At 38.4% G+C, this 14999-nt stretch carries 16 protein-coding genes; 3 read left to right on the forward strand and 13 right to left on the reverse strand.

What is annotated here, in order from left to right:
- Nucleotides 1-42 precede the first annotated feature (42 nt).
- Entirely contained in the window at nucleotides 43-426 is a 384-nt protein-coding gene (locus LV92_RS01405; protein ID WP_111621894.1) for a VOC family protein, read from the reverse strand.
- 430 nt (nucleotides 427-856) lie between these two features.
- On the opposite strand from LV92_RS01405, the gene LV92_RS01410 reads away from it, so the two are divergent.
- Nucleotides 857-1096 carry a hypothetical protein gene (locus LV92_RS01410; RefSeq protein ID WP_111621895.1) on the forward strand — a complete coding sequence of 80 codons (240 nt, stop codon included), beginning with the start codon at nucleotides 857-859 and terminating at the stop codon, nucleotides 1094-1096.
- A gap of 58 nt (nucleotides 1097-1154) precedes the next feature.
- Here LV92_RS01410 and arsB read toward each other — a convergent pair whose 3' ends face one another.
- The 5 genes from arsB to LV92_RS01435 all read right to left on the reverse strand — a co-directional run bounded on the left by arsB (nucleotide 1155) and on the right by LV92_RS01435 (nucleotide 4393).
- Nucleotides 1155-2204, reverse strand: a complete 1050-nt coding sequence (gene arsB / locus LV92_RS01415; protein WP_111621896.1) for an ACR3 family arsenite efflux transporter — start codon at nucleotides 2202-2204, stop codon at nucleotides 1155-1157.
- Between the two features lie 3 nt (nucleotides 2205-2207).
- Nucleotides 2208-2840 (reverse strand): arsenate-mycothiol transferase ArsC, encoded by a 633-nt coding sequence (locus LV92_RS01420; protein WP_111621897.1) that lies wholly within the window; start codon nucleotides 2838-2840, stop codon nucleotides 2208-2210.
- 30 nt (nucleotides 2841-2870) lie between these two features.
- On the reverse strand, nucleotides 2871-3344 hold the full coding sequence (locus LV92_RS01425; RefSeq protein WP_111621898.1) for a DUF6428 family protein: 474 nt from the start codon (nucleotides 3342-3344) through the stop codon (nucleotides 2871-2873).
- A 47-nt stretch (nucleotides 3345-3391) separates the two neighbouring features.
- Nucleotides 3392-3724 carry an ArsR/SmtB family transcription factor gene (locus LV92_RS01430; RefSeq protein ID WP_111621899.1) on the reverse strand — a complete coding sequence of 111 codons (333 nt, stop codon included), beginning with the start codon at nucleotides 3722-3724 and terminating at the stop codon, nucleotides 3392-3394.
- A gap of 72 nt (nucleotides 3725-3796) precedes the next feature.
- Complete coding sequence (locus LV92_RS01435) at nucleotides 3797-4393, reverse strand: class I SAM-dependent methyltransferase (protein ID WP_245946207.1); 597 nt, start codon at nucleotides 4391-4393, stop codon at nucleotides 3797-3799.
- Between the two features lie 364 nt (nucleotides 4394-4757).
- On the opposite strand from LV92_RS01435, the gene LV92_RS01440 reads away from it, so the two are divergent.
- Nucleotides 4758-4997 carry a hypothetical protein gene (locus LV92_RS01440; protein WP_111622316.1) on the forward strand — a complete coding sequence of 80 codons (240 nt, stop codon included), beginning with the start codon at nucleotides 4758-4760 and terminating at the stop codon, nucleotides 4995-4997.
- A 215-nt stretch (nucleotides 4998-5212) separates the two neighbouring features.
- Here the strand turns inward: LV92_RS01440 and LV92_RS01445 are convergent, their stop codons facing one another.
- From LV92_RS01445 to LV92_RS01465, 5 genes are all read right to left on the reverse strand, one after another.
- Nucleotides 5213-5452 (reverse strand): DUF1059 domain-containing protein, encoded by a 240-nt coding sequence (locus LV92_RS01445; RefSeq protein WP_111621901.1) that lies wholly within the window; start codon nucleotides 5450-5452, stop codon nucleotides 5213-5215.
- A gap of 163 nt (nucleotides 5453-5615) precedes the next feature.
- A complete protein-coding gene (gene fabF / locus LV92_RS01450; protein ID WP_111621902.1) occupies nucleotides 5616-6857 on the reverse strand; it encodes a beta-ketoacyl-ACP synthase II in 1242 nt (413 codons plus the stop codon).
- Between the two features lie 44 nt (nucleotides 6858-6901).
- Nucleotides 6902-7546 (reverse strand): DsbA family oxidoreductase, encoded by a 645-nt coding sequence (locus tag LV92_RS01455; RefSeq protein WP_111621903.1) that lies wholly within the window; start codon nucleotides 7544-7546, stop codon nucleotides 6902-6904.
- A 322-nt stretch (nucleotides 7547-7868) separates the two neighbouring features.
- Nucleotides 7869-8432, reverse strand: a complete 564-nt coding sequence (locus tag LV92_RS01460) for a carboxymuconolactone decarboxylase family protein (protein ID WP_111621904.1) — start codon at nucleotides 8430-8432, stop codon at nucleotides 7869-7871.
- 78 nt (nucleotides 8433-8510) lie between these two features.
- Nucleotides 8511-9074, reverse strand: a complete 564-nt coding sequence (locus LV92_RS01465) for a TetR/AcrR family transcriptional regulator (RefSeq protein WP_111621905.1) — start codon at nucleotides 9072-9074, stop codon at nucleotides 8511-8513.
- Between the two features lie 414 nt (nucleotides 9075-9488).
- On the opposite strand from LV92_RS01465, the gene LV92_RS01470 reads away from it, so the two are divergent.
- Nucleotides 9489-9728, forward strand: coding sequence for a hypothetical protein (locus LV92_RS01470; RefSeq protein ID WP_111621906.1), 240 nt, complete (start codon nucleotides 9489-9491; stop codon nucleotides 9726-9728).
- 278 nt (nucleotides 9729-10006) lie between these two features.
- Here LV92_RS01470 and LV92_RS01475 read toward each other — a convergent pair whose 3' ends face one another.
- Nucleotides 10007-11215, reverse strand: coding sequence for a sensor histidine kinase (locus LV92_RS01475; protein WP_111621907.1), 1209 nt, complete (start codon nucleotides 11213-11215; stop codon nucleotides 10007-10009).
- A 309-nt stretch (nucleotides 11216-11524) separates the two neighbouring features.
- Nucleotides 11525-14884, reverse strand: coding sequence for a preprotein translocase subunit SecA (secA, locus tag LV92_RS01480; protein WP_111621908.1), 3360 nt, complete (start codon nucleotides 14882-14884; stop codon nucleotides 11525-11527).
- Between the last annotated feature and the right edge of the window lie 115 nt (nucleotides 14885-14999).

A 14999-nucleotide genomic window follows, 5' to 3' on the forward strand; every position in this document is an offset into this window, starting at 1 on the left:
CTGATTTATAAAAGGCTTTGGTCAATGGACATGATTTTGGATCTATTTGCTATTGTTGGAGCAGATAGACAAATAATAACCATTGGGATCTTGAAGAGAAAATTCCCTACGTCCGGAATTAGTGTTCAAATGTGGCATGTCAAAAATGATAGCGTTTAATTCTGTGGCATTTTTCCATATGAGATCTATATCATCAACAACAAAATATAAAATTAGGCCATTTCCAACCTTTATTTTAGGGTTGGATAAAGTAGGGTGATCGTGAGCTCCCCATTTATGCAGAGATAAAATCTGTTCCCCTAATTCATTTAACAAAATCTCGAAAGTGGATCCACCATGACCACTTGAACAGTTTAAAAGAGTATGGTACCATTTTGAACTTTTTTCAACATCTTCCACGGCTATAATAGGTTCTGTTTTTATCATTTTTAATATAGTAAATGTATTTTAATCATCATTTTCATTATTAATTCCTTTTAGGTCGGCGCTAATTTGTTCCAAGTTTCGAAGGTTTTCTTAAAATGGCCCAATTTTGAAATTCTGCTTAAAATTACCTAATATTCTATATAAAAGTCCTAATTATTCTTCTGCCAGATGTTAGGGTATTTCTTGAATTTGCGATAAAAGTAGGGGAAAACAAAAATTAATGATGCTTTAAAACGTAAGTATTTACTTACACTCATCGTTGAAACGCAAAAAATTATCGTTAAAAGGATTTTTGGCACCCGTACGTTAATCGATAATATTTTGCACTTCATCCGAAATTTTTCCGCTCAACGAGAAACAGTGCTTTTAAACGAATCGAAACCTGGATAAATACACTTGCCCGAGTTATATATATAACAAAACGCAAGTCATGAAAACCATATTAACTTTAATCTTTGTTCTTTTTATCGGAATGGCCGCCCAAGCTCAAAATGGTGCTGCTGAGGTTAAAGTTGAAACTGTTACCATGAGTATTGTTGCTGCTACTGCCAAACAAGACGTAGCCGTTAAAAATGAAAATTCTGTTGCCCGTTTGTACATGTTCAAAAATTCCAAGGTAACTAAAGAATTGTCTTTCTCTACTAAATTGAACAAAGCTAAATTGGCTTAAGACCCATTTAAATCTTTAAGGCGTTACAACTTCTTGATTACAACTAATTTTACAAGAACTAGGTTGTGACTTTGGGATAATACTTTTTTCGTAATCCAAAGGATACGCGGACCAATAAAATTAAGGCAGGAACTTCCACCAAGGGACCAATAACTCCTGCGAATGCCTGTCCCGAATTTAATCCGAAGACAGCTATTGCCACGGCTATGGCCAATTCAAAATTGTTCCCGGCCGCTGTGAAAGCTACCGAGGCCGTTTTATCATAATCTGCACCCATGGCCTTGGTAAAGAAAAAACCAATGATAAACATCAGGGTAAAATAGATCAGTAAAGGAACGGCTATGATAAGAACGTCCATGGGTATCTCAACAATCATTTCACCTTTTAAGGAAAACATGACCACTATGGTAAACAGTAGGGCTATCAAAGTCATTGGGGATATAGTTGGAATAAATGTTTTGGAGTACCACTCCTCACCTTTCAATTTAACCAAAATCAATCTACTTAAAAAACCCAGTGCAAACGGAATTCCTAAATAAATTGCTACGCTTTCGGCTATGGTTGCTATAGAAATATCTACTATTGCTCCTTCAAATCCAAAATAGGGCGGAAGTACGGTAATAAAGATCCAGGCATAAAAACTGTAGGCAAATACTTGAAAAATACTATTTAGGGCAACCAAACCGGCACCATATTCGCTACTTCCTTCGGCCAGATCGTTCCAAACGAGTACCATGGCAATGCAACGCGCCAAGCCAATAAGTATGAGTCCAACCATATATTCGGGATAATCCCTTAAGAAAGTAATGGCTAGCGCAAACATCAAAATTGGTCCAACGATCCAATTGAGGATTAAGGAAATGGATAAAATCCTGGTATTTTTAAAAACCTTGGGCAAAAGGGAGTAATCTACCTTGGCCAAGGGTGGATACATCATTAGGATAAGTCCAATGGCAATAGGGATATTGGTTGCTCCGCTACTAAAACTATTAATGATTTTAGGAAAGCTAGGTACAAAATAGCCCATGCCTACTCCCAAAGCCATTGCCAAAAAAATCCATAAGGTAAGATAGCTGTCCAGAAAGCTCAATTTTTTGTTCGAGGCCATTAATTATGATTTTATTTGGGCAAATATGTATAGTAACTCTGTTGCAATTTGAAGGCTTCTTTCCTGATACTTTTCTGCCTGTTGTGGGGTATTGTCAAACGCCTTTGGGTCCTCAAAAGTTATAGGAATACGCTTTTCGGCGCCGGCGATAAACGGACAACCCCCATCGGCCTGCGAACAGGTCATAACTGCCGCAAATTCCGATTTGGGATTAAAGTCATCATCCAACTTCTTTGAAAAACCGATTACAGGTGGTTCATTCTCGGCATATTTTATGCTGTAAATTGGATTTTTCCCTTCCGAAATGGTTTCTATTTGGAATCCAGTGTTTTTGAAGGTTTGTGCCACCATTGGGAATAAGGCCGTAGATTTCGTTCCACCCGAATAGCACTGTACATTCTGCACATTAAAATAGAAGGCCATTGTTTGCGCCCAGACTTGTGATAAGAGACTCCTTCTGGAGTTATGGGTACAAATAAAATTAATTCTTATGGGTTCCTGGGTATTTGTTTTGGACTGTATAAACTCAGCAAGGGGCTGTAAAATTTCTTTGCGCTCCTCACTTATTTTGTCAGTACTTAATGTGGAGATAACCTGCTCAATTTGGTCGAAGATCTTAGTTTTAACCGGCGTCATTGAATATAATTTATAGGATGGATAAAAGGTTTAACAGCATCCGGAATTAGGAGTACAACAGTTTGCCGAAGTCTCTTGCAATTGGGATAATTTTACTCTCGGTTTTTCAGCCGGAATCCCACAGTTCTCCTTCGCCAAACAATCGGTGTGTTTGGTGGCCAAAAGAAAGTTGGTACCGTCAAAGTCCAATCCAAATTTTTGAATGGTCTCTCCTTGGTATTCCACTTCAATTTCCAAATCCCCAATTTCCAATACCTTTTCCGATAGTTCAATGATGTGGACCAATTTCTCCGGATGAAGTCGGTGATCATAGTCGTTGGAATCCCATAGCTGAAAATTCACGACTTCCTCTTTCCTAACCGTTCCGCCGCAGTCTATAAAGTTCTTGGTGATTTTACCCACTTCAGTTACGTGAAAATGACTTGGCACTAGTTTACCATTTGGCAATTGAAATGCAATGGTATCCAAATTTCCTAAAATTGTTTTTACCTCTGATAGTTTCATTTTGTTATTTGTTTATTGCGATGATGCGATTAATAAATTTAAATTTTTTAGCAGCAATCTCCCTGTGTGGAGATATCCTGATTTAAAAATTGCTTTAAGATTTCCTTCATTTCCAGCCATTTTTCGGTATTGATACAATAGCATACACTGGTCCCTTCCACACTACCTTTAATGAGTCCTAGGAGTTTCAATTCTTTTAGGTGCTGTGAAATGGTTGGTTGTGCCAATCCAATTTCGCTTACCAAATCACCACAAACACAGGTGTTTATTTTAAATAGATGTTGTAAGATGGCCACCCTGGCCGGGTGACCAAAGACCTTGGCAAAACTGGCAATTTCATTTTGTTGATCCGAAAATATTTCTGTTTTGGCTAAACCCATTTTACTTTATTTGTATATCGCAATATTACGATGAATATTTGATTTGACAAACATTTTTGCATTTTTTCTATCTCATTCTTTTTTTCGGCATATTAGGATGGTGTGCTTTTCTGATAGAGACCCGGTTTTTGGGTAATGTACATAGTACAGCTCTGGGTCTTCAAATTTATGGCTCGACAGAATTTTTTTTATGGAGTCCAAATTGTGGTAATGGAAATATACTCTGTTTCCATTGGGGCCTACTTTGAAACCGGATTTGTTAATGTCTCCCTCCACAAAACTTAAATAGAGAAATCCATTGTTTGAAAGCAACTTGTGGGAATCGGCAATTAATTGAACACAATTGGGGTAGGAGAGGTAGGGCATACAAAAACCACCAACGATGCCATCGAATAAGGTGTTGAGTTCGCCGATCTGCCTACAATCCATTACCTTGAATTTAGCGGTCGGATTGTTCTTTTGGGCAAGTGCTATCATGTTGGGCGCAATGTCGATTCCTAAAATGTTGAAATCGGGTCTTTGCGATAAAAGATATCTCGTGATGTTTCCCGGGCCACAGCCAATTTCTAATAATGAGGCATTTTTTTTTGTTATCGATCTACAAATAAGGTCATAGCTGTCATTGTACAAGTCCAGATCCATAAACCTGGCTTGATATAGGGCAGCCATTTTATTCCATGTTTCGAATGTTTCTTTATAACGATCCAAAGGTTTGTGTTATTACAAATTGATTGGTTAACAGAGATAAAGTTCGGCATAATCCATAAACTAAAACTTAAATATTTTGCTATTTTTTTGATTTCAGAATAGAAAATTAGAATTCATAGAGGCTATAAACGTCAGTAATTACTTAGGACAACCGATGAAATACAAATTTTAATCGTTGAAGTGTTTTTGAAACTAGTTACGTTTATCGACATTTTTTTGCACTTAATCCGTGATTTTTCCGCTCAACGAGAAACAGTGCTTTTCAGCGAATTGGAACCTGGATAAGTACACTTGCCCGAGTTATATATATAACAAAACGCAAGTCATGAAAGCCATTATAACTTTAATCTTTGTTCTTTTTATCGGAGTAGCTGCACAAGCTCAAAACGGTGCTGCAGAAGTTAAGGTTGAAACTGTTGCCATGAGTGTTGTTACTGCTACTGTAAAACAAGAGGTTGCCGTAAAAAACGAAAACTCTGTTGCACGTTTGTACATGTTCAAAAATTCTAAGATAACCAAAGAATTGTCTTTCTCTACCAAATTGAACAAGGCTAAACTGGCTTAGTACTTGGATAAAATTAATAAGGTTGGCATCCCACCTTTAATCAAAAATAAATCATGATAATAATTGCCCTTCTATCCTTCTTCTGTATCTGCCTCAATTATTTGGTTGTTTTTCCTAAAACCGAGAGGAAGATAGAACCTTTAAGGAGTAGGGTGGAAGAGGATAAATAGTCCGGGTATCTAGCTTTGGTTACCTTTAATTGTTCTTTATCCTATCTAGTTATTATTTGGAAGGGCTTCAAATTCCTTTCTTTTGTTTTCAAACCAATTGGCCATTGCCCCCGGAGATTTCATAAGTTCCTGCATTTTGGTCATGGCCTCTAGATGTTCTGCTTCGCCGGCTTGAAACATAGCCATACCATGCTTTTTGCTTTTTTCTGCCATTTCTTCAAAGGTTTCGGCCTTAAATTCCATATCACAGGCTCCTCCCAATTGCTTGCATGTCATTGTTTTCATATCGGAATATATTAGCTTTTTAATGTTGGTTTATCTTTTACACCGCAAAATCGGAAATTGATTTTAATAACCTTTAGGAATGATAATTATTTTGGGAGGAGCTTACAAGGTAATAAAATGGCCGCGAATTGCAGTGGGAAATACCGCCAAGTTATTCATGGTATTAGACCGTTTTAAAAATTACCGTTCCGTTATGTCCACCAAAACCAAAGGTGTTGCTCATGGCTACATTTATTTTACCATCAATTGCATCCCCTAGAACAATAGGAAGTGAACTGGGAATCTCTGGATCAATATTGATTGTGTTGATGGTTGGGGGAATAATGTTGTTCTGAATTGCCTTAATGGCTAAAATAGCCTCAATAGCCCCAGCGGCTCCCATAAGATGCCCTGTCATAGATTTGGTGGCGCTAATTTTCAGGTTGTTAAATTTGTTGTTGAAAGTTTTTACCACAGCCTTCATCTCGCTGATATCGCCAACAGGAGTAGAAGTAGCGTGGGCGTTTAGATAGTTAATTTGATCTGGATTTAGATGGGCTTCTTCCATAGCCAATTGCATCGCTTTTATAGCACCTATGCCTTCAGGATGGGTGGCGGAAATATGGTAGGCATCATCCGTCATGGCGGCGCCCACTATCTCGGCATAAATCTTTGCACCTCGCTTCTTGGCGTGTTCATATTCTTCTAGAATTAGGGCCCCGGCACCTTCTCCCATAACGAATCCATCCCTCTCAACATCGAATGGCCTGGATGCGTGTTGTGGATCATCATTTTGTTTAGATAAGGCTTTCATGGAGCCAAATCCGCCAATGGAGGCTTCAGTAATGGGAGCTTCGGACCCTCCGGTAACCATAACTTTGGCCTTGTCTAACCGTATGTAATTGAAAGCATCCATTATAGCGGAATTGGAAGAGGCACATGCGGAAACTGCCGTATAATTTATTCCCATCAATCCAAACTTCATGGCAATCATGCCTGAAGCCATATTCACCAACATCTTTGGAATAAAAAATGGATTGAAGCGCGGATTCATTCCCCCTTTGGTGAAATTCTTTACCTCGTCCTCGAAGGTTTGCATGCCTCCCTGACCGCATCCCCAAATGACACCTATGTCAAAAGGGGATAAGGATTCCATGTCTATTCCACTATCGGTAAAGGCTTCAGTAACCGAATAAAGGGCGTATTGTGTAAAGGGATCGCTTCTTTTAATTTCATTGCGATCCAAGTAACTTTCCGGAGTGAAATTCTTTATCTCGCTGGCGAAGGTTGTCTTGAAAAGGGATGGGTTGAATTTTGTGATTTTTGATGCCCCTGTTTTGCCTTTTATGGCACTTTCCCAAAATTCGTTTACCGAATTTCCAATGGGAGTCAAGGCTCCCAAGCCTGTTATGACGACTCTTTTCATATTTTTAGTTTTATCACTTTGCCTATAATCGGAATTTACGATTCTTATTTTTCTAGTAGCTCCGTTAGTACTTCTTTAAAGACTTCAACTGGCTGGGCCCCGGTCAATGCACTTTTGTTATTGAACACCACAGTAGGTACCGAGGAAACACCAAGACTTTGCCAATATTTCTCCTTAGCTTGAACCTGGTAACGTACATCATCACTATCCAATCTAGCCATGGCCTCATCTACATTCAGGCCAACGGCTTTTAATTCTTCAATTAAAATAGATCTGTCTGAAACATCTTTTCGCTCGCCAAAAAACGCGGTCATCAATCTCATATTCAGTTCGGTCTGTTTTCCGTATTCTTTGGCATAGTCCAATAATATATGTGCATCCTTGGTGTTGACCATCTTCATCTCGTCAAAGTAGTCAAATTTGAATCCGAGTTCTGCTCCAAAATCGGCCATACGTTCCTGGGAAAGTTGTTGTTGTTCCAGGCTGGAACCATATTTTTCTGTAATATGTTCCTGTACATTTTGACCTTCCTTTGGCATATGTGGATTTAGTTGAAAGGGTTGCCATTCAATGTCTACCCTATCCTGTAATCCCAATTCAGAAATGGCTTGTTCCAAACGTTTGTAACCTATGGCGCACCATGGGCAAACCACATCTGAAATAATATCCAATTTAATTTTATCTGCCATAATAATGATCGTTTAATAATATACTCACTAAGTGAGATTTTAATGCTCTCAGCTTAATTTATACAGGTTTTGGACTTAAATTGCCTCGCTAATTTGAACAAGGGGCTGTACCTTGGTAAAATTTGGAAGATCTGCCAAGATCTTTGCTGCATTTGTCCCGAACGATTGTTCAAATGATTCCAAGATTCAAAAGATCAAAGTTAATGAATATGGGACGGGTTGTATAGAACCTTTTTCAAAATTGGTAGCGATTGGAACCAGACGGACGGTTAGAGATTGAACTCCCTAACTGTCCGATTCCATTCTTAGTACTTTTCCTTGATTAAGATACTATTGTTTCGGGTTTCCAGGCAAATTTTTGAAATGGCGCATCAACCGGAGTGTTGGCAATATGGTTGGAATAATTACTTATTACCTTTTGTGAAAGACCAAGGATGATTTCCAAAACTTGTCTTTGCCCGTAACCCACAGCATAGAATCTGTTCAATTCTTCTTCCGAAATATTTCCACGATTCCGAACAATGGATAGAGTGGTCTCGTGCAATACCTGTAGTTTTTCCGTGGGCATTGGGGTCCTATTCCTCAATGCTTCACTTAATTCTGGATCTACCTTCATCATATGGGCTATACCTGTATGTGCCGGAATACAATAGTGACATTCGTGCTCCACGTTTATAGTTTGCCACACTACGGTTAGTTCTTCGTTGTTAAAGGAAGAGTCTACAAATAATTGATGCAATGTCTGATACGCCTCTAGGATGCCGGGAGAACTGGCCAAAACCCCATGTAAACCGGGTATCATTCCAAATCCCTTAAGCGATTTTTGCAAAAAGGGCTTGCTTTCTTCAGGTGCGGATTCAATGTCGTGTACTTTTAATGTAGTCATAATTCAATTTTTAATTTATTGTTAATTCGATTTTGATTTATTTCTAAGCATTTGCTTAGAATTGGGATAAAAAAAATGTTAAAGGTTGATAAATGCTGTTTCTATAAAATCTTCCAATTGTTCCCCACTTAAGATTTTGGAGGCCAGGGAAAGTCCCAACATAGATGTTGCCAAGTAATTTGCTTGTTTTTCAATAGTTTCTTGGGTTTTATTTTTGTCTTGTTTTAAGCTATTTGCAAACAGGGTTTTAATTTCATTAAAAAAACTCTTTAGTTCCGTCATTATAATTGGATCTCCGTGCTCTCCCAATTCATTTACGGTATTGGTAACCAAACATCCCTTTTTGCCATTATCATCCTTGGAGAATTCCAGGAAATCGTAAAAGTATTGTTTAATTCCAGCTACCCCGTTGTTGGATTTTTCTAAAATTTCCGTGATACGGTGTATCTTCTTTTTATAGGACTTAATGCATTCCAAAAAAACCCCATTCTTACTTCCGAAACTTGAGTAAATAGAGAATTGGTTTATTCCCATTTCCTTTTCCAACATACGAACTGAGGTATTCTCATACCCGTTGCGCCAGAACAGGCCCATGGCCTTTTCTATTACTTCCTCTTCGTTATATTGTTTGCTTCGCGCCATAATTTAAATAAGGGACAAAACTAAGCAGTTGCTTTGAAATAAAAAAACATTTAACATTTTGTTTGATATTCCTTATGGATATAGTTGTTGGTAAAATCCGGGTTTTATTGATTTCAATTAAGAAAATTACCATTTAACCAAGAATGATGGTTTTTTATCTTTCCTGTGTCTTTTTAATTTCTGGGGATATTAGTATTAAATACATGAAATGACAATTGCCCCCTATTTGAGCTATTTAACATCGGTCAAATGCTTCATTTATCGCTAAAGTGAACTTAGTCCACTGGACGTTTATCGACAATATTCTGCACATTATCAGACTTTTTTCCACTGAACGAGTAACAGTGCTTTTCAGCGAATCGGAACCTGCATAAGTACACTTGCTCGAGTTATATATATAACAAAACGCAAGTCATGAAAGCCATTTTAACTTTAATCTTTGTTTTTTTTATCGGAGTAGCTGCACAGGCTCAAAACGGTGCTGCTGAGGTTAAGGTTGAAACTGTTACTATGAGTGTTGTTGCTGCCACAGCAAAACAAGAGGTTTCTGTAAAAAATGAAAACTCAGTTACACGTTTGTACATGAACAAAAATTCCAAGATTACGAAAGCATTGTCTTTTTCAACTAAATTAAACAAAGCCAAATTGGCCTAATACGATACACTAACCTGCTGCCCCAAAACGGACAGTCCCAAAATAGACTATTATGATATTATTTGCGCTTTTAGTCCTCATATTTCTTGGCCTTAGTCATATTGTTATTTTTCCTAAAACAAAGGGTATTCTGAGACCTTTGAAAGTGTCGGTAAAACAAGAAAAGGAATAAGGTATTTTTCGGGATCCGATTTTACGACCATATAAGACTCATCCTCAGTTTGTTTTCATAAACATCAAGGAAAAATTGCGAAGTAGTGTAGATACTATTTATGTCCTTAGGTCTTAAAGGGATGTTGAATATCGGAAAATTTGACAATGTAGTTGGTGCCTTTTTTAGAGGAGTCCCTGTTTATGGATCCCTTTAATTGGCGGGACAGATTATGGATGAGTTTTAGTCCAAGCGATTTTGTGTTCTTGTGGCTGATTCCTTCGGGAAAGCCTTCGCCGTCATCACCAATATAGAGTATATAATCTTTGCCATTCGATTTCACAAGTTCTATATGTATTTCCCCTTGGTCATTATCCTTAATACCGTATTTAAGGGCATTGGTAATTACTTCGTTGATCAATAATCCTAGTGGGATGGCCGTGTCTATCCCGAGTTTAATATCCGGGATTATGATGTTCAGCTTAATATTGTTTTCGGTGCCTTTAAAGGAACGTATGAGATAGTCACTTAATTCCTCCACATAGGACTTGTATTCAATTTTGGACAAATCGTGGCGCATATACAACATCTCATGTACCATGGCCATAGAAATTACCCGATTTTGACTGCTTTTTATTAAAGTTTTTATTCTAGGCTCTTCAATGCTTCTGGATTGAAGACTAAGCAAGCTGGATACGGTTTGTAGATTATTCTTTACCCTATGGTGAATTTCTTTTAGTAGCGTGTCTTTTTCCCTGATACGGGCCTCGTTTTCGTTTCTGATTTTATGTAATTCGTTATGTGCCTTAAGAAGGTTTTTTCCTATGACACCCCCCAAGAGATATACAGAGAAAAGAATACTAAAAAGGGCAAAAATATTTTTACTTTCTTCGGGGACCAAATTTTCCGTAAAATTAAATTCCGCTATACTCTGGGAGTAGATCAGAATAATAATCAGCAAGTTTAGGTTTAAATAAATACGGCCATATTCTTTGGTACTGATGTATCCCGCAAAAACCACTAGGGCCAACACAAAAATAAAGGGACTGTTAATGCCACCACTGTATATGGTAACAATAACAGAGGATGCCAAGGCCATTATCGAGGTAATATTGTAAGTTAATCCCAGTAGTTGGTGCTTATGGAACAATAGGGTGTTGGCCAAATTTAAAGTGCCAAAAAGGATAAAAGTAGTGGGAATTATTTCAGTGATCTTTAGGAAAAATATACAGATAATACCAAAAAGAATGGAAAGGACAGAGGAAATATAGTTAACCCTTAACGTTAAACGGACTTTGTCCTTTAGTCGGTACTGATCCAGAGTGGGTATTTGCATTAAAAATTGGTTAATGGTTGTATTCTGAAGGTAAAGATAATCGTTTGAATTAAAGCGGGATGAATTTTAAGGTTAAAACAATATTTTTATGGAAATCCCCTTTGGCTATTAGGTTGGATTTTGGATCTATTGATTTTTGGCCCCAATTTTTCACCTTTTTTATTCGATTTTAATTCTACTTTTCCGTCAGAAAAAACCTTAGTGTTGTTATAAATATATTAAAATTTGGACAATAAAAAAGCGACGCCTTTGAGGGGCGTCGCTTTTTTTGATGTACTACTTCAATTATAAAGGTGTTCGGTATTTTTGCTAATCTTCTATAATTACCCATTCGCCTTTGTCCAAAAGCGGTTCTGCTTGTTTGTATTTCACCGTCTTACTTTCACCAGACATTACATTCTTAATGGTAACCCTTTCGTTTCTTCCAATTTTGGCCTTTTCCCGCACAATGGTTTCGGTTACCTGTGGCCTTCCACCTTGATTCTGGCCAACAGCCCTACTTTGTGCCGACATTTCATCACTGTTTGGAATTTCTTCCTTGGAGGTCTTTAAGTTTTCCTTTGGTTTGCGAATATTTCTGGCCTCTTGGATTTCCGGACTCTGTGTTGGAAGTTCTCCCTTGAACAAGAAAGAGACGATTTCTTTGTTCACCTTTTCTATCATTCCTTTGAAAAGTTCAAAGGCCTCAAACTTGTAGATCAACAAGGGATCCTTTTGTTCGTGTACGGCCAATTGAACGGATTGTTTTAATTCATCCATTTTTCGTAGATGTGTTTTCCAGGAATCGTCAATTATGGCGAGGGAAATGTTCTTTTCAAAATCCGTAACCAATTGGTTGCCATTGCTTTCGTAGGCCTCCTGAAGATTGGTAACCACATTCAAAGATTTTATGCCATCCGTAAATGGTACCACGATTCTTTCAAACTTATTGGCATTGTCCTCATAAACCTTTTTTATTACTGGGAAGGCCGTGGCAGCATTGCGCTCCATTTTGTTTTTGTAATGGGTATATGCCGTTTTATAAATAACGTTCGCCATTTCTTGTACACCCATTTTTGAAAAGTCGTTTTCACTAATAGGAGAGGTAATGGAGAAATACTTTATAAGTTCAAATTCAAAGTTTTTAAAATCGTTGGCCGCCTTATTGGTGTCTACAATTACCTCACAGGTATCGTAGATCATATTGGCAATATCTACTTTAAGTCGCTCCCCTTGTAGGGCGTGACGTCTTCTTTTGTAGACTACTTCCCTTTGGGCGTTCATAACATCATCGTATTCCAACAATCGCTTACGGACACCAAAATTGTTTTCCTCCACTTTCTTCTGGGCACGCTCAATAGATTTTGTCATCATGGAATGTTGGATTACTTCTCCTTCTTCCAAGCCCATTTTATCCATCATTTTAGCTACCCTGTCCGATCCGAACAATCTCATAAGGTTATCTTCCAAGGAAACATAGAATTGAGAGCTTCCTGGATCTCCCTGTCGGCCAGAACGACCTCTTAGCTGTCTGTCTACCCTTCTTGAATCATGGCGTTCAGTTCCTACAATGGCCAAACCCCCGGCTTTCTTCACTTCTGTACTCAATTTAATATCGGTACCACGACCTGCCATGTTGGTAGCTATAGTTACCACACCTGCATTTCCGGCCTCGGCTACAATATCCGCTTCCTTTTTATGCAATTTGGCATTAAGTACGTTGTGGGGTACTTTCCTGATCGTTAACATACGGGAAAGAAGTTCCGAGATTTCTACTGAGGTGGTACCAATAAGTACCGGTCTACCGGATTGTGAAATTTTGGTGACCTCATCTATAATGGCATTGTACTTTTCGCGTTTGGTCTTGTAGATCAAATCTTGTCTGTCGTCTCTTGCAATAGGTCTGTTGGTAGGGATTTCCATCACATCCAACTTGTAAATTTCCCAAAATTCCCCAGCTTCGGTAACAGCTGTACCGGTCATCCCTGCCAGTTTACTGTACATCCTAAAGTAGTTCTGTAAGGTTACGGTGGCAAAGGTTTGGGTCATCGCCTCGATTTTTACATTTTCCTTGGCTTCAATGGCTTGGTGCAATCCGTCAGAATAACGCCTACCATCCATGATACGGCCTGTTTGCTCGTCAACGATCATAACCTTGTTTTCCATTACCACATACTCTACATCCTTTTCAAAAAGTGTGTATGCCTTTAAAAGCTGGTTCATGGTATGGATACGTTCGCTTTTTATGGCGAAATCCTTGAACAATTCCTCCTTTAATTCGGCTTCCTTATTGATTTCAAGATCCTGATTCTCAATTTTTGCTATTTCGTTGCCAATATCCGGCATTACAAAAAAGTCCTTTTCTCCATCCCCGGATAGATATTCAACTCCCTTTTCGGTAAGCTCTATCTGATTGTTTTTTTCATCGATAACAAACCAAAGTTCTTCATCTACCTTTGGCATTTCACGGTTGTTGTCCTGCATATAAAAGTTCTCGGTTTTTTGAAGTAACTGTTTTACCCCTTCTTCACTCAAGAACTTTATCAAGGCCTTATTTTTTGGAAGACCTCTATGTACACGCAATAAAAGGAAACCACCTTCTTTGGAGTCTCCCTCGGTAATCAACTTTTTGGCCTCGGCCAAAACTCCGGTTAAATAGGCACGCTGCTTGTTTACAATGTCACCTACTTTGGGCTTCAGTTCATTAAATTCATGTCGATCGCCCTCCGGTACCGGACCTGAAATGATCAAGGGGGTACGGGCATCATCTACAAGAACAGAATCCACCTCATCCACTATGGCGTAATTATGTGGTCTTTGAACCAGGTCACTGGGAGTATGGGCCATGTTATCCCTAAGATAATCAAAACCGAACTCATTGTTGGTGCCATAGGTAATATCCGCGTTATAGGCAGCCCTACGTCCGTCAGAATTGGGTTGGTGTTTGTCTATACAGTCCACTGAAAGTCCGTGGAATTCAAATATGGGCGCCATCCAAGCGCTATCCCTTTTGGCCAGATAATCGTTTACTGTAACCAAATGTGCTCCGTTTCCAGTTAGGGCGTTTAAATAGAGTGGAAGGGTAGCCACCAAGGTCTTACCTTCCCCAGTATGCATTTCTGCAATCTTTCCTTGGTGAAGGGCAATGCCTCCAATTAATTGCACATCATAATGTATCATGTCCCAGGTAACTTCTTTACCGGCGGCGTCCCAAGAATTTTTCCAAATGGCATTGTCGCCATCTAGGGTAACATAATCCTTTGAACCGGAAAGTAGCCTATCGTATTCCGAAGCTTTAACGGTAATGGTTTCATTATTGGCAAAGCGTTTTGCAGTTTCCTTTACAACGGCAAAGGCTTCGGGCAACATATCTGTCAAGGCCTTTTCGGAAATGGTATATATCTCCTCCTTTAGTTTGTCTATATCTGCATAAATGTCTTCGTTCTTGTCTATGTCTGCAGACTCCTTTACCTCTTTTAGCAACTTGTCTATTTGCTCATTGATCTCTTTACAGTCTTCCTTTATTTTACTTTTAAAATAAGCAGTCTTTTCCCGAAGTTCATCGTGGCTTAATTTTTCCAACGCCGCTTCGAACGATTTTATTTGATTGACCAAAGGTTGTAGGTCCTTGACATCTTTCTTTGATTTATCCCCTACAAATACCTTTAATACTGAATTTAAAAAACTCATAATGATTTCTGTTATTAATGAAAGACTTGGTAAAAGTCTTTTACAATGTATATGCACAAAATATTTTAGTAGGCACGTGTAGTGCCCTCTTTTGGATTTAAGATTTCCAACATCA

The organism is Arenibacter echinorum (assembly GCF_003259375.1).
Taxonomy (GTDB): Bacteria; Bacteroidota; Bacteroidia; order Flavobacteriales; family Flavobacteriaceae; genus Arenibacter; species Arenibacter echinorum.

Excerpts from the sequence above, each read along its gene's own strand:
- LV92_RS01420 (WP_111621897.1), bottom strand. The coding sequence starts at position 2,840 with ATGACGCCGGTTAAAACTAAGATCTTCGACCAAATTGAGCAGGTTATC.
- LV92_RS01425 (WP_111621898.1), bottom strand. The coding sequence starts at position 3,344 with ATGAAACTATCAGAGGTAAAAACAATTTTAGGAAATTTGGATACCATT.
- LV92_RS01410 (WP_111621895.1), top strand. The coding sequence starts at position 857 with ATGAAAACCATATTAACTTTAATCTTTGTTCTTTTTATCGGAATGGCC.
- LV92_RS01475 (WP_111621907.1), bottom strand. The coding sequence starts at position 11,215 with ATGCAAATACCCACTCTGGATCAGTACCGACTAAAGGACAAAGTCCGT.
- LV92_RS01430 (WP_111621899.1), bottom strand. The coding sequence starts at position 3,724 with ATGGGTTTAGCCAAAACAGAAATATTTTCGGATCAACAAAATGAAATT.
- LV92_RS01405 (WP_111621894.1), bottom strand. The coding sequence starts at position 426 with ATGATAAAAACAGAACCTATTATAGCCGTGGAAGATGTTGAAAAAAGT.
- LV92_RS01470 (WP_111621906.1), top strand. The coding sequence starts at position 9,489 with ATGAAAGCCATTTTAACTTTAATCTTTGTTTTTTTTATCGGAGTAGCT.
- secA (WP_111621908.1), bottom strand. The coding sequence starts at position 14,884 with ATGAGTTTTTTAAATTCAGTATTAAAGGTATTTGTAGGGGATAAATCA.
- arsB (WP_111621896.1), bottom strand. The coding sequence starts at position 2,204 with ATGGCCTCGAACAAAAAATTGAGCTTTCTGGACAGCTATCTTACCTTA.
- LV92_RS01440 (WP_111622316.1), top strand. The coding sequence starts at position 4,758 with ATGAAAGCCATTATAACTTTAATCTTTGTTCTTTTTATCGGAGTAGCT.
- LV92_RS01435 (WP_245946207.1), bottom strand. The coding sequence starts at position 4,393 with ATGGCTGCCCTATATCAAGCCAGGTTTATGGATCTGGACTTGTACAAT.
- LV92_RS01465 (WP_111621905.1), bottom strand. The coding sequence starts at position 9,074 with ATGGCGCGAAGCAAACAATATAACGAAGAGGAAGTAATAGAAAAGGCC.
- LV92_RS01455 (WP_111621903.1), bottom strand. The coding sequence starts at position 7,546 with ATGGCAGATAAAATTAAATTGGATATTATTTCAGATGTGGTTTGCCCA.
- LV92_RS01445 (WP_111621901.1), bottom strand. The coding sequence starts at position 5,452 with ATGAAAACAATGACATGCAAGCAATTGGGAGGAGCCTGTGATATGGAA.
- LV92_RS01460 (WP_111621904.1), bottom strand. The coding sequence starts at position 8,432 with ATGACTACATTAAAAGTACACGACATTGAATCCGCACCTGAAGAAAGC.
- fabF (WP_111621902.1), bottom strand. The coding sequence starts at position 6,857 with ATGAAAAGAGTCGTCATAACAGGCTTGGGAGCCTTGACTCCCATTGGA.